The sequence below is a fragment of the Streptomyces sp. NPDC051183 genome (assembly GCF_040682455.1).
GTDB lineage: Bacteria > Actinomycetota > Actinomycetes > Streptomycetales > Streptomycetaceae > Streptomyces.
In genome coordinates this window covers 58,524-71,433 of record NZ_JBFBBA010000035.1, presented here as the reverse complement: position 1 = coordinate 71,433, position 12,910 = coordinate 58,524, and the positions used below count along the sequence as shown (strand labels likewise).

Sequence of the window (12,910 nt, the reverse complement as noted above, 5' to 3'; positions counted from 1 at the left end):
CGGCCAGCGGGGCCGTCCGAACGGGCGATGTGCGGCAGGGACGGGCCCGAGGACAGAGGCCCGGGGCGACCCGCTGCGGCCTACCCCAGAGTGTGGCGGGCGGCGTCCTTGCGGGCCAGGTCGCGGGAGCGCCGCGCCGGGCCCTTCCAGCCGCAGGTGCAGACGGCCAGGCAGAACGAGCCGCGATCAGCGGTGCTCGTGCTGTGCCCGGAGGGCGGCGGTGCCTGCCCCGCGGGGTCGCGGGGCAGCGGCACGGAGCCGAGCGGAGGGACCGGGGTCGCTTCGGTGTGCGGTTCCACGCCTCCACGGTACCCGGGCAGGCCCCGCCCCCGGAACGCCGCCGAGGGCACTGTCCGAGAGCCCGGCCCCGTGACGGGAAACCCCGGATCTCGTTAAGCGGAGCGGGTGGGGCCTCGGGCAAACAGCGGTCACGCGTTGGGGGTTGGCAGGCGATGGTGGTGCACCAGCACAGGCGGCGGCGCGGGCGTGCGGGTGGCGCGGCGCTCACCGTCGGCGCGGCCCTGGCCGTGGCCGCGATGAGCGGGTGCGGCGGCCCGGGCAGCGACGACCGGCCCCCCGCGGACCCGGCCGCGGCGGTCCGGGGCGCCGCGGACGCGCTGGCGGAGACCGGCAGCGCCCGGGCCCGTACGGCGATGGAGATGGCCACCGGCGGCACCCGGGTCACGATCCGGGGCGAGGGCGGGGTGGACTTCAAGAACCGGATGGGCCAGCTCCTGGTCATGCTCCCGGCCGACGTGAAGGGCAAGGCCGAGCACCGGCCCATCACCGAGCTGCTGGTGCCCGGCGCGCTGTACATGAAGAACCGCGGCGCCGGCGTCCCCGACGACAAGTGGGTCCGGGTCGACACGACGACCCTCGCGGACGGGAACCTCGTCACGGGCGGGGCCACCGACCCGCTCACCGCGGCCGAGCTGCTGCGGGGCGCGCAGGAGGTGACGTACGTCGGGGAGACCGAGGTGGCCGGCACCAAGGTGCGGCACTACCGGGGCACCACCGACATCGCGCAGGCCGCGCGGAGCGCCTCGCCGGGGGTGCGGGGCGCGCTGGAGGCGGCGGCGAAAGGGTTCAGCAAGGACAGCGTGCCCTTCGACGCGTACCTCGACGAGCAGGGGCGGCTGCGCAAGGTCCGCCACCGCTTCACCTACGTCAACGATGGCGTGATCGATGTGTCCTCGACCACGCTGCTCTACGGCTTCGGGACCCCGGTGACGGTCGTATTGCCGGCAAGCGGGGACATTTACGCCGGGAAGATCGCCGACTAGCCGGCCGGGCCCTGCGGGTGCGGCGCGATCGGGCCATGGGCCGGTAGCCGGAAATGGTCCTTCCGTGTCATGCGCACCGCGCCCCGCCCTCCCTACGCTGAGACGACGAGCGCCGACGACCGATGGCGGCAGATAGAGGTGACACGCGTGACTCCCGCAGGCGGTACGACGGTGCAGGACCACGTGGCGCTCGCCGAGATCGAGCTGTGCGGTGAGCTGATCATCGCGGCCTCCGCCGCGGAGGAGGACCGGCTCAGCCTGGACCGGATCGACGAGGTCCTGCTCGGCCTCTAGGAGGCCGTGCCGGGGCCGGGAGATGCCGGGCCGGGGCCGGAAGGCGCCCGGCCGGGTCAGGTGCGCAGCAGGCGGGCGATGGCCTTCGTGGCTTCCTCGACCTTGGCGTCGATCTCGGCCCCGCCCTTGACCGCCGCATCGGCGACGCAGTGCCGCAGGTGCTCCTCCAGCAGCTGGAGCGCGAAGGACTGGAGCGCCTTCGTGCTCGCCGAGACCTGGGTGAGTATGTCGATGCAGTAGACGTCCTCGTCGACGAGCCGCTGCAGGCCCCTGATCTGGCCCTCGATCCGGCGCAGCCGCTTGAGGTGCTCGTCCTTCTGGTGGTGGTAGCCGTGCACCGCCGGCGCCTCCGTGCCGGTCTCGGCTCCGGAGCCCTCCGCCTCGATGGTGGTCATGCGTCCTCCCGTGGTCCGGAACGAGGGATGCATACCGGTGCATACCCCTCATGGGTATAGGGTACCGGCCCGCGGCCGCAGGGGCAGGGGGCCGACGTCCCCACTCTGCCTGATGGAGGACACTGGGGAACCGCCGGTTAGCCGTGGCCGGGGGATGCGCCTAGCATCAGCCTGACCGAATCCAATGCACCCCGAGGACCTCACGTGCGATTTCGTCTGACCCCCAGGGAGACGAGCTTCTACGACATGTTCGCCGCATCCGCGGACAACATCGTCACGGGCTCCAAGCTCCTGATGGAACTGCTCGGAGCGGACTCCTCCGCCCGGGCCGAGATCGCGGAGCGGATGCGGGCAGCGGAACACGCGGGGGACGACGCCACCCACGCGATCTTCCACCAGCTCAACTCCTCCTTCATCACGCCGTTCGACCGCGAGGACATCTACAACCTCGCCTCGTGCCTCGACGACATCATGGACTTCATGGAGGAGGCGGTCGACCTGGTCGTCCTCTACAACGTGGAGGAGCTCCCCAAGGGTGTCGAGCAGCAGATCGAGGTGCTGGCGCGCGCGGCCGAGCTGACCGCCGAGGCCATGCCGCACCTGCGGACGATGGACAACCTCACCGAGTACTGGATCGAGGTCAACCGCCTCGAGAACCAGGCCGACCAGATCCACCGCAAGCTGCTGGCCCAGCTCTTCAACGGCAAGTACGACGCCATCGAGGTGCTGAAGCTCAAGCAGATCGTCGACGTGCTCGAAGAGGCGGCCGACGCGTTCGAGCACGTTGCGAACACGGTGGAGACCATCGCGGTCAAGGAGTCCTGAACCTCGTGGACACCTTCGCTCTGGTCGTGACCATCGGTGTCGCGCTCGGCTTTACGTATACGAATGGTTTTCACGACTCCGCGAACGCGATCGCGACGTCGGTCTCGACGCGGGCGCTGACCCCGCGGGCCGCGCTCGCGATGGCCGCGGTGATGAACCTCGCCGGTGCCTTCCTGGGCAGCGGGGTCGCCAAGACGGTCAGCAAGGGCCTGATCGAGACGCCCCACGGGAACCGGGGCATGTGGATCCTCTTCGCGGCGCTGGTCGGCGCGATCGTCTGGAACCTGATCACCTGGTACTTCGGCCTGCCCTCGTCCTCCTCGCACGCCCTGTTCGGCGGCATGGTGGGCGCGGCGCTGGCCGGCGGCATCGGCGTCCTGTGGGACGGCGTGGTCGAGAAGATCGTCATCCCGATGTTCGTCTCGCCGGTCGTCGGTCTGGTGGCCGGTTACCTGGTGATGGTCGCCATCCTGTGGATCTTCCGCCGGGCCAACCCGCACAAGGCGAAGCGCGGCTTCCGTATCGCGCAGACGGTGTCGGCGGCGGCCATGGCCCTGGGCCACGGCCTCCAGGACGCGCAGAAGACGATGGGCATCGTCGTGATGGCGCTGGTCATCGCCGATGTGCAGGGCGCCGACGAGGCGATCCCGATCTGGGTCAAGGTCGTGTGTGCCGTGATGCTGTCGCTGGGCACGTACGCGGGCGGCTGGCGCATCATGCGGACCCTCGGCCGGAAGATCATCGAGCTGGACCCGCCGCAGGGCTTCGCGGCGGAGACCACCGGTGCCTCGATCATGTTCGGCTCGGCGTTCCTCTTCCACGCTCCGATCTCCACCACCCACGTGATCACCTCGGCGATCATGGGTGTGGGTGCGACCAAGCGGGTGAACGCGGTCCGCTGGGGCGTCGCCAAGAACATCATCCTGGGCTGGTTCATCACCATGCCGGCCGCGGCCCTGGTCGCCGCGATCAGCTTCTGGATCGTGAACCTGGCGTTCGTCTAGGCAGGTACTCACAGGCGGGTACGAAAGCGGGCCGGCTCCCCCCACCCAGGGGGAGCCGGCCCTTTTTCTTTCTTTCGCCTTGCGGTGGCACCGCCATGCAGCACCGCAGGACGTTCGTCACATCGCGGGTTCAGCCGAAGCGGCCCGAGATGTAGTCCTCGGTCGCCTGGACGGACGGGTTCGAGAAGATCCGGTCCGTGTCGTCGATCTCGATGAGCTTGCCCGGCTGGCCGACGGCCGACAGGTTGAAGAAGGCGGTGCGGTCCGAGACGCGGGCCGCCTGCTGCATGTTGTGCGTCACGATGACGATCGTGAAGCGCTCCTTGAGCTCGCCGATCAGGTCCTCGATCGCGAGGGTGGAGATCGGGTCGAGGGCCGAGCAGGGCTCGTCCATCAGGAGGACCTGCGGCTCGACCGCGATGGCGCGGGCGATGCACAGGCGCTGCTGCTGGCCGCCGGAGAGGCCGGAGCCGGGCTTGTTCAGGCGGTCCTTGACCTCGTTCCAGAGGTTGGCGCCCTGGAGGGACTTCTCGACGATGTCCTGGAGCTCGGACTTCTTGAAGGAGCCGTTCAGCCGCAGGCCCGCCGCCACGTTGTCGAAGATCGACATGGTGGGGAAGGGGTTCGGGCGCTGGAAGACCATGCCGACCGTGCGGCGGACCGCGACCGGGTCCACGCCGGGGCCGTAGAGGTTCTCGTCGTCCAGGAGCACCTTGCCCTCGACGCGGCCGCCGGGGGTGACCTCGTGCATGCGGTTCAGGGTGCGCAGGAAGGTGGACTTGCCGCAGCCGGACGGGCCGATGAAGGCGGTCACGGAGCGGGGCTCCACGGTCATCGAGATGTCATCGATGGCCTTGTGGGTGCCGTAGAAGGCGGACAGTCCGCTGACGTCGATTCGCTTTGCCATGAGGGGTCACTTCGCTTTCAGGAGTCGCGTCAGCGACCGGTCTTCGGGGCCTTCCAGCGGGCGATGCCGCGGGCCACCAGGTTGAGGATCATGACGAAGGCGATCAGGACGAGCGCTGCGGCCCATGCCCGGTCGTAGGAGGCTTCACTGCCGACCTTGTACTGCTCCCAGATGTAGAGGGGGAGCGAGGACTGAGCACCTTCGAAGGGGTTGCCGTTGATCAGCTGGGAGCCGAAGACCAGCAGCATGATCGGCGCGGTCTCGCCGGCGATGCGGGCCACTGCCAGCATGACACCGGTGGAGATTCCGCCGATGGCCGTGGGCAGCACGACCTTGAGGATCACGCGCCACTTCGGCACTCCGAGGGCCAGGGCGGCCTCGCGCAGCTCGTTCGGGACGAGCTTGAGCATCTCCTCGGTGGAGCGGACCACGACGGGCATCATCAGGATCGACAGGGCCATCGAGCCGGCGAAGCCGGAGGGGCCGAAGCCGAGCATCAGGTTCCAGGTCGTCAGGATGAACAGACCCGCGACGATGGAGGGGATGCCGGTCATGACGTCGACGAAGAACGTCACGGCCTTGGCGAGCGTGCCCTTCCCGTACTCGACCAGGTAGACGGCGGTCAGCAGGCCGATGGGGGCCGCGATGGCCGTGGCCAGGCCGACCTGCTCGATGGTGCCGAGCAGCGCGTGGTAGACGCCGCCGCCCTGGTCGAAGCTGGTCACGCCGTTCATGGAGTGGCTGAGGAAGTTGCCGTCGAGGAGCCCCACGCCGCGGCTGATCGTGGTCCACATCAGCGAGAGCAGCGGGACGACCGCGAGGACGAAGCAGACCCATACGACGGAGGTCGCGACGCGGTCCTTGGCCTGGCGGCGGTTCTCGATCACCGCGCTGGAGGTGTAGGTCACGGCGACGAAGAGGATGGCCGCGATCAGACCCCACTGCACCTTGCTGTCGAGGCTGAAGACGACGCCGATGCCGCTGCCGAGGGCGGCGGAGAGGACCGCGATGGCGGCCGGGGCCCAGCGCGGCAGGCCGCCCCGGGTGAGGCTGGCGGGGGCTACGGACCTGGTGGCGCGGCCGGGGCGCTGGTCCTGGAGTGCGTGGCTCATCAGGCGTTCGCCCCCGAGAAGTCCTTGCGGCGAGCGATGATCAGGCGCGCGGCGCCGTTGACCAGCAGGGTGAGCAGGAAGAGCACGAGACCGGAGGCGATCAGTGCGTCCCGGCCGAACTCGTTGGCCTCGTCGAACTTCGCGGCGATGTTCTGCGCGAAGGTTCCGCCGCCCGGGTTGAGGACGTGGAACGAGATCAGGAAGCTCGGGGAGAGGACGGTCGCGACGGCCATGGTCTCGCCGAGTGCGCGGCCGAGGCCGAGCATCGAGGCGGAGATGACGCCGGAGCGGCCGAAGGGCAGCACCGCCATCCGGATGACCTCCCAGCGGGTCGCGCCGAGGGCCAGGGCGGCCTCCTCGTTCATGCGCGGGACCTGGAGGAAGACCTCGCGGCTGACGCTGGTCACGATCGGCAGGATCATGATCGCGAGCAGGATGCCGACGGTGAAGAGCGACCGGGCGACGCCGACCTGGGTCTTCTCGAAGACGTAGGTCCAGCCCAGGTATTCGTCCAGCCAGAGGTTCAGGCCGTTCAGCTGCGGGACGAGGAAGAGGGCGCCCCAGATGCCGTAGATGATCGACGGCACGGCGGCCAGCAGGTCGACCACGTAGGCGAGGGGTGCGGCCAGCTTGCGCGGCGCGTAGTGCGAGATGAAGAGGGCGATGCCGACGGCGATCGGAACCGCGATGGCCATCGCGATGATCGAGCTGACGACGGTGCCGAAGAGCAGGACGGCGATGCCGAAGACGGGCGGGTTGGCCGACGCGTTCCAGTCGAAGGTGGTGAGGAAGTTTCCCTCGTTCTTCGACAGGGCGATCGAGGCGCGGTAGGTGAGGAAGGCGGCGATCGACGCCATGATCACCAGGAGCAGGATGCCGGAGCCCTTGGAGAGCCCCGCGAAGATCTTGTCACCGGCGCGGCCGGTGGACCTTCCGCTCTTGGGGACAGGCGGAGCCGTGTCTATCTGGGTGGGTGTGGTGGAAGCCATGTTCTTTCCGGTCTGGATGGGGGCGGGCCCCCTGGCGGCGGTGCACCGGATTCCCCCGGGTGGAGGGGGAGGGTCCCTGGGGGTGGCCGGCCGTCTCGGACGGGAGGGGCCGGCCACCCCAGGGGTCAGGATTTAGCCGAGGGTCTTGATGACTTCGCGGACCTTGGCGTTGATCTCGGCCGGGATCGGCGCGTAGCCGTTCTCCAGGAGGACCTTCTGGCCCGCGTCCGAGGCGGCGTAGTTCAGGAAGGACTTCACGGTCGGGAGCGTCTCGGCCTTGTTGCCCTTGTCGCAGACGACCTCGTACGTCACCAGGACGAGCGGGTAGGCGCCCTCGGCCTTGGTGGTGTAGTCGAGCTTCAGAGCCAGGTCGGAGCCCGTGCCGGCGACCTTGGCGGCGGCGATGGCCTTGGAGGCGTTCTCACCGGTGGCCTTGACCGGGGCGGCGGCGCCCGTGTTCAGGTCGACCGTCTTGATGCTCTGCGAGCTGGCGAAGGAGAGCTCGAAGTAGCCGATCGCACCGTCGACCTGCTTGACCTGGGCGGCGACACCGGCGGAGCCGGAGGCGGCCTGGCCGCCCGGGGCGGCCCACTTCTTCGCGGCCTCGTACGGCCAGGCGTCGGCGGCGGTGGCCTTGAGGTACTTGGTGACGTTCTCGGTGGTGCCCGAGTCGTCGGAGCGGTGGAAGGCCTGGATGGCGGTGGAGGGAAGCGTGACGCCGGGGTTCAGCTTCTTGATCGCCTCGTCGTCCCACTTCTTGATCTTGTCGTTGAAGATGTTGGCGATCGTGGCGGCGTCGAGGTTCAGCTTGTCCACGCCGGCGACGTTGAAGCCGAGGGCGACGGGGCCGCCGACCATGGGCAGGTTGACGCCCTGGCCACCGGTGCAGATCTTCTTCGACTCCTCGACCTGCTCCGGCTTCAGCGCCGAGTCGGAGCCGGCGAAACCGACGGTGCCCTGGTTGAAGGCGACGATGCCCTCACCGGAGGAGGAGGACTTGTAGTTGACCTCGACGCCGGAGCAGGCGGCCATGTAGTTCTTGATCCACAGTTCGACCGCGTTCTTCTGCGCGGAGGAGCCCGAAGCCAGGAGCTTGCCCTTGGCGTCGTCGCACTTGATGTCGCTCACCGGGGCGGACGGCTTGCCGGAGGCGCCGTTGTCCTTGGTGTTGTCGTCCGAGCCGCACGCCGTGAGGACCAGGGCGCCGGACACGACAAGCGCCCCGAGGGCGGAGGCACGAAGCATGTTCTTGCGCTGAAGCTTCACTTTCGGGTGTTCCTTCCAGAAGCCGCCGGCCGCTTTCTGTATCGGGGCGGCGTGCGAAGAGGACTACGTCGGTTTGCCCGGCCAGCCGCTCTTCTCGCTCGCGACTCTCACCGTGCACCACCGAAATTAGGCAGATCAGGTGAAGCGGCCGACCGGGCCGGGTGAACGGATGGTGAACCATGGCGGACGGCATGGTGTGGGCGGCCGGGGTGGCACCTGGACTTCGGCGGGCGTTATCCGCCCGTTACCTTTGCGTGACCGCGCGGACTCCCGCGCCGCACTCCCGGCCCGCGCCCCCCGCGCCTCCCTCAGGGAACGGCGGGCGCCGGCAGCCACAGGTCGTGGAAGGTGAACCGGGCCGCCTCCACCTCGTGCCGCTGGTCGGCGTGCAGGACGCCCAGCGCGTACGCCGTCGCCGGGGCGATCCGCGGCGTGCGCGCGGCCGTCGCCGAGGCGGCCGCGGCCTCGGCCGCGTCGCGGTGGCGGTCCAGGGCCTCGCCCGCGACCGCCAGCCGGGCCACGTCCTCGCCCAGCGTCTCGCGCGCGTAGCGGTGGACCCGCAGCAGGCGGCGCACCTCGTTCCAGGGGCCGTCGTGGTCCGGGTCGTACGGGTGCGCCTCCGGGGCGGGGGGAAGTACGTCCACCGCCGCCGCCAGGCGGGTTTCGGCCACCGCCGCCAGCGGGACCAGGACCTCGCCCACCCGCCCGCGGGCCGCGACGGGGTCCAGCGGGACCTCCGAGGCCAGCACCGCCACCGCGTCCGCCACTGCGTGGAACCGCGAGGAGCCCAGCGCCTGGAGGGTCGCGGAGTGCGCGCGGGTCCGGGCCAGGGTCAGCTGGCGCTCCAGCAGGGCGCCCGCCCGGGCCGAGCCCACGGTGAGCGACCCGGCCGCCGCGCCGCGCGGAACCGGGAACTCCGGGGAGCCCGACAGCCGGTGCAGGGCGTCCATCAGCCGCGTGAGGCGGGCGGCGTACGCGTGCTCGTCGGCCAGCGTCGAGGACAGCCACACCAGCTCGGTGCGCAGCGCGTCGGCCCAGGAGGATTCGGTCACCACCCGGAACGTGGCCAGGGAACCGCTGATCCGGCGCGCGGCCCCCCGCAGGCTGCGCGCCGCGTCGCTGCCCTCCGCGGCGTCGGCCCCGCTCTCCTCGTGCAGGCGCAGCCCGCGCAAAAAAGCCGTGGCCTGGGCACGCAGGTACGCGCCGAGCACTTCGCCCGCCGTACCTGCCGTACCCGCTGTACCGGCCATCAGGTCATGGTTTGGCTGAGCCACGCCGGCGCCTCCGGGCGTCTATGAGCATCTCCTGAACGTGCCGCAGCGGCTGGCCCTCGCTGTCCGTGCTGTGCCGGGTCCATTCGCCGTCCGGTCCCAGGTGCCAGGAGGAGGTGGCGTCGGACATGCCGGTGGCCAGAAGCCGGTCCAGTGCCGCGCGGTGGGCCGGGTCGGCGACCCTGACCAGTGCCTCGATGCGGCGGTCGAGGTTGCGGTGCATCATGTCGGCGCTGCCGATGTACACCTCGGGTTCGCCGCCGTTGCCGAAGGCGAAGAGCCGGGAGTGCTCCAGGAAGCGGCCGAGGATCGAGCGGACCCGGATGTTCTCCGAGAGTCCCGGGACACCGGGGCGCACGGCGCAGATGCCGCGGACCCAGATGTCGATCGGGACGCCCGCCCGGGAGGCCCGGTAGAGCGAGTCGATGAGGGCCTCGTCGACGATCGAGTTCATCTTCAGGCGCACGTACGCGGGGCGGCCGGCCCGGTGGTGGTCGGCCTCCTTGTCGATCCGCGAGACGAGGCCGTCGCGCAGCGAGCGCGGGGCGACGAGCAGCCGGCGGTAGGTCTCGCGGCGCGAGTAGCCGGACAGCCGGTTGAACAGGTCGGAGAGGTCCGCGCCGACCTGCGGGTCGGCGGTGAGCAGGCCGAGGTCCTCGTAGAGCCGGGCGGTCTTGGGGTGGTAGTTGCCGGTGCCGACGTGCGAGTAGCGGCGCAGCTGTTCTCCCTCCTGGCGGACCACGAGGGAGAGCTTGCAGTGGGTCTTGAGGCCGACGAGCCCGTAGACGACGTGGCAGCCCGACTCCTCCAGCTTGCGCGCCCACTTGATGTTGGCCTGCTCGTCGAAGCGGGCCTTGATCTCGACGAGTACGAGGACCTGCTTGCCGGACTCGGCGGCGTCGATCAGGGCGTCGACGATCGGGGAGTCGCCGGAGGTGCGGTACAGCGTCTGCTTGATCGCGAGGACGTCCGGGTCGGCGGCGGCCTGCTCCAGGAAGGCCTGCACCGAGGTGGAGAAGGAGTCGTACGGGTGGTGCAGCAGCACGTCCCGCTCGCGCAGCGCGGCGAAGATGTCGGGCGCGGAGGCGGACTCGACTTCGGCGAGGTCGCGGTGGGTGCCGGCGATGAACTTGGGGTACTTCAGCTCGGGCCGGTCCAGCGAGGCGATCCCGAAGAGCCCGGTCAGGTCCAGCGGTCCGGGCAGCGGGTAGACCTCGGCGGCGGAGATGTTCAGCTCCTGGACGAGGAGGTCCAGGATGCCGGGGTCGATGGCTTCCTCGACCTCCAGGCGCACCGGCGGGCCGAAGCGGCGCCGCATGAGCTCCTTCTCCAGGGCCTGGAGAAGGTTCTCGGCGTCGTCCTCCTCGACCTCCAGGTCCTCGTTGCGGGTCACGCGGAACATGTGGTGCGCGAGCACCTCCATGCCCGGGAACAGCTCCTCCAGGTGCGCGGCGATGACGTCCTCCAGCGGGACGTAGCGCTGCGGGGAGGCCTCCAGGAAGCGGGAGAGGAGCGGCGGGACCTTGACGCGGGCGAAGTGGCGGTGGCCGCTGACGGGGTTGCGCACGACGACCGCGAGGTTCAGCGAGAGGCCCGAGATGTACGGGAAGGGATGCGCGGGGTCCACGGCCAGCGGGGTGAGCACCGGGAAGATCTGGTTGCGGAACAGCGTGAAGAGGCGGGCCTGCTCCTTCTCGGTGAGGTCGGGCCAGCGGATCAGGTGGATGCCCTCCTCGGCCAGCGCGGAGGAGATGTCCTGCTGGAAGCAGGCGGCGTGGCGGGCCATGAGCTCGCGCGAGCGGGTCCAGATGAGGTCCAGCACCTCGCGGGGCTGGAGGCCTGAGGCCGAACGGGTGGCGACGCCCGTCGCGATGCGCCGCTTGAGGCCGGCGACGCGGACCATGAAGAACTCGTCGAGGTTGCTCGCGAAGATCGCCAGGAAGTTCGCGCGCTCCAGCAGCGGGGTCGTCGGGTCCTCGGCGAGCTCCAGCACCCGCTCGTTGAAGGCGAGCCAGCTGCGCTCCCGGTCGAGGAAGCGCCCGGGGGGCAGCTCCCCGCCGTCCTGGTCGTCGTAGGCGTCCAGATCCGCGTCGAGATCGGGTTCGAGGTCTACGTGGGGCCGGTGCGCCGCTATGGAGCCCAGGCGCGCGTGGGCTCCGGAGGCCGCGCGCGCGGCGACGGCTTCCGGGGAGGCCGCGGAGCTGTGGGACGGGTGCTGGGAGGGGACCTCGGTGGGGCCTGCGCTGGGCTTGTGGCTCATGACTCCATTCTTCCGCGCACGCGGCAGGACAGGCGCGTCGGAAGTGTCGGCCGTCAGACGGAGTCGGGGCTGCATGCGGGGAGAGTCGCAAGCGCGTCTTAATGCCCGGTTAATGGCGTGTGGCTTCCAGGGTCAGCCTGGGCGGCCGAGCCGTGGCCCCGCGGCCGCGGGGCGGTGCCGGGCGGGCTCCGGGCGGGTGCGGAGCCGTTGCCGGACCGCCCGGCGGCGACCCGGCGACGGCTCGCGCTCAGCTCTCCGTGCGGTACATCAGGTCGACCTCGTGGGTGGTGAAGCCGAGGCCTTCGTAGACGGCGAGGGCCGCCGGGTTGTCGGCGTCCACGTAGAGCATCGCCGTGGGCAGGCCGGCGTCGGCCAGGTGGCGCAGGCCGATCGCGGTGAGGGCCTTGCCGAGGCCGCCGCCCTGGGCTCCGGGGCGGACGCCGACGACGTAGACCTCGCCGAGCTGCTGCTCGCGGTGGATCTTCGTCCAGTGGAAGCCGACGAGCTCGCCGCCGCGCTCCGCGAGGAAGAAGCCCTTCGCGTCGAACCAGGGCTGCGCGATCCGGTCGTTGAGGTCCCGCTGCGTCAGCGAGCCCTGCTCGGGGTGGTGGGCGAAGGCGGCGGCGTTGGCCGCGAGCCAGGCCGCGTCGTCGCTGCCGGGCACGAAGGTCCGTACGGTCACACCCGCCGGCAGGACCACCTCCGGCAGCGCGGGGGCGTCCGCGCCGAGCGGGCGGCGCAGCTGGCGCAGCTCGCGGAAGAGGGTCAGGCCCAGCACCTGGGCGAGGTGGCGGGCGGCCGACTTGCCGCCGTGCGCCCACACCCGGATCCGCTTGCCGGAGGCGGCCAGCAGGGCGCTGCCCAGGGCCCGGCCGTGGCCGCGCCCGCGCATCGCGGGGTGTACGACGAGCTCGGCGGCCGGGGCCTCCACCGCGTCGGTGTCCTCCAGCTGCCCGTAGCCGGCGAGCCGCCCCTTCTCCGTGAGGAGGAAGTGCCGGATGCCCTCGCGCGGGCCGCCGCGCAGCTGGAGGCGGCCCTGTTCGGAGACGGCGGTGGTGCCGTCCGTACGCGCCGCGTCCTCGATGAGGGCGAGCACGGCGTCGGCCTGTTCCTCCGTCAGCTCGTCGAGGGTCTCAATCTGCCGTCCCGGCTCCAGGGCCGCTGCTGCGTCGTCAGTCATACGCCGAGCCTACGACCGCGGGGGGCGCGGGCGGGAGCGCGGCCCGGGGTCCCGGGGGCGATCCGCCTTCTGCATGTAACCAGCTCGATACCCGGTACCCCCTGTCGTGCTACGCGCGTTGACA

General features: G+C 70.7%; 13 protein-coding genes. 4 read left to right on the top strand and 9 right to left on the bottom strand.

Features of this window, described 5'->3' with window-relative positions; genetic code table 11:
• Positions 1 to 80: 80 nt before the first annotated feature.
• Positions 81 to 299 carry a hypothetical protein gene (locus AB0M99_RS27660; protein WP_365925004.1) on the bottom strand — a complete coding sequence of 73 codons (219 nt, stop codon included), beginning with the start codon at positions 297 to 299 and terminating at the stop codon, positions 81 to 83.
• Positions 300 to 452: 153 nt separating this feature from the next.
• Between AB0M99_RS27660 and AB0M99_RS27655 the strand changes: the two genes are divergently transcribed.
• Both AB0M99_RS27655 and AB0M99_RS27650 read left to right on the top strand, forming a co-directional pair.
• The gene (locus AB0M99_RS27655) at positions 453 to 1,283 is read left to right on the top strand and encodes a hypothetical protein (protein WP_365925002.1); all 831 of its coding nucleotides are present in this window, start codon (positions 453 to 455) and stop codon (positions 1,281 to 1,283) included.
• Positions 1,284 to 1,430: 147 nt separating this feature from the next.
• Entirely contained in the window at positions 1,431 to 1,577 is a 147-nt protein-coding gene (locus AB0M99_RS27650; protein WP_365925044.1) for a hypothetical protein, read from the top strand.
• A gap of 56 nt (positions 1,578 to 1,633) precedes the next feature.
• On the opposite strand, the gene AB0M99_RS27645 is transcribed toward AB0M99_RS27650, so the two are convergent.
• Positions 1,634 to 1,972 (bottom strand): metal-sensitive transcriptional regulator, encoded by a 339-nt coding sequence (locus AB0M99_RS27645; protein WP_365925000.1) that lies wholly within the window; start codon positions 1,970 to 1,972, stop codon positions 1,634 to 1,636.
• A 204-nt stretch (positions 1,973 to 2,176) separates the two neighbouring features.
• Between AB0M99_RS27645 and AB0M99_RS27640 the strand changes: the two genes are divergently transcribed.
• Both AB0M99_RS27640 and AB0M99_RS27635 read left to right on the top strand, forming a co-directional pair.
• Positions 2,177 to 2,797: a DUF47 family protein gene (locus AB0M99_RS27640; protein ID WP_365924998.1), complete on the top strand. Its 621-nt coding sequence runs from the start codon at positions 2,177 to 2,179 to the stop codon at positions 2,795 to 2,797.
• Positions 2,798 to 2,802: 5 nt separating this feature from the next.
• Entirely contained in the window at positions 2,803 to 3,801 is a 999-nt protein-coding gene (locus AB0M99_RS27635) for an inorganic phosphate transporter (protein WP_365924996.1), read from the top strand.
• 130 nt (positions 3,802 to 3,931) lie between these two features.
• On the opposite strand, the gene pstB is transcribed toward AB0M99_RS27635, so the two are convergent.
• The 7 genes from pstB to mshD form a co-directional block, all read right to left on the bottom strand.
• Positions 3,932 to 4,708 carry a phosphate ABC transporter ATP-binding protein PstB gene (gene pstB / locus AB0M99_RS27630; RefSeq protein WP_365924994.1) on the bottom strand — a complete coding sequence of 259 codons (777 nt, stop codon included), beginning with the start codon at positions 4,706 to 4,708 and terminating at the stop codon, positions 3,932 to 3,934.
• A gap of 29 nt (positions 4,709 to 4,737) precedes the next feature.
• On the bottom strand, positions 4,738 to 5,820 hold the full coding sequence (pstA, locus tag AB0M99_RS27625; RefSeq protein WP_365924992.1) for a phosphate ABC transporter permease PstA: 1,083 nt from the start codon (positions 5,818 to 5,820) through the stop codon (positions 4,738 to 4,740).
• The gene (gene pstC / locus AB0M99_RS27620; RefSeq protein WP_365924990.1) at positions 5,820 to 6,809 is read right to left on the bottom strand and encodes a phosphate ABC transporter permease subunit PstC; all 990 of its coding nucleotides are present in this window, start codon (positions 6,807 to 6,809) and stop codon (positions 5,820 to 5,822) included. The genes pstA and pstC overlap by 1 nt, the downstream gene beginning before the upstream one ends.
• A 132-nt stretch (positions 6,810 to 6,941) precedes the next feature.
• On the bottom strand, positions 6,942 to 8,075 hold the full coding sequence (gene pstS / locus AB0M99_RS27615) for a phosphate ABC transporter substrate-binding protein PstS (protein WP_365924988.1): 1,134 nt from the start codon (positions 8,073 to 8,075) through the stop codon (positions 6,942 to 6,944).
• Positions 8,076 to 8,383: 308 nt separating this feature from the next.
• Positions 8,384 to 9,325 (bottom strand): CHAD domain-containing protein, encoded by a 942-nt coding sequence (locus AB0M99_RS27610; RefSeq protein ID WP_365924986.1) that lies wholly within the window; start codon positions 9,323 to 9,325, stop codon positions 8,384 to 8,386.
• 4 nt (positions 9,326 to 9,329) lie between these two features.
• The gene (locus tag AB0M99_RS27605; protein ID WP_365924984.1) at positions 9,330 to 11,606 is read right to left on the bottom strand and encodes an RNA degradosome polyphosphate kinase; all 2,277 of its coding nucleotides are present in this window, start codon (positions 11,604 to 11,606) and stop codon (positions 9,330 to 9,332) included.
• 247 nt (positions 11,607 to 11,853) lie between these two features.
• Positions 11,854 to 12,786, bottom strand: coding sequence for a mycothiol synthase (gene mshD, locus AB0M99_RS27600; protein WP_365924982.1), 933 nt, complete (start codon positions 12,784 to 12,786; stop codon positions 11,854 to 11,856).
• Positions 12,787 to 12,910 lie beyond the last annotated feature (124 nt).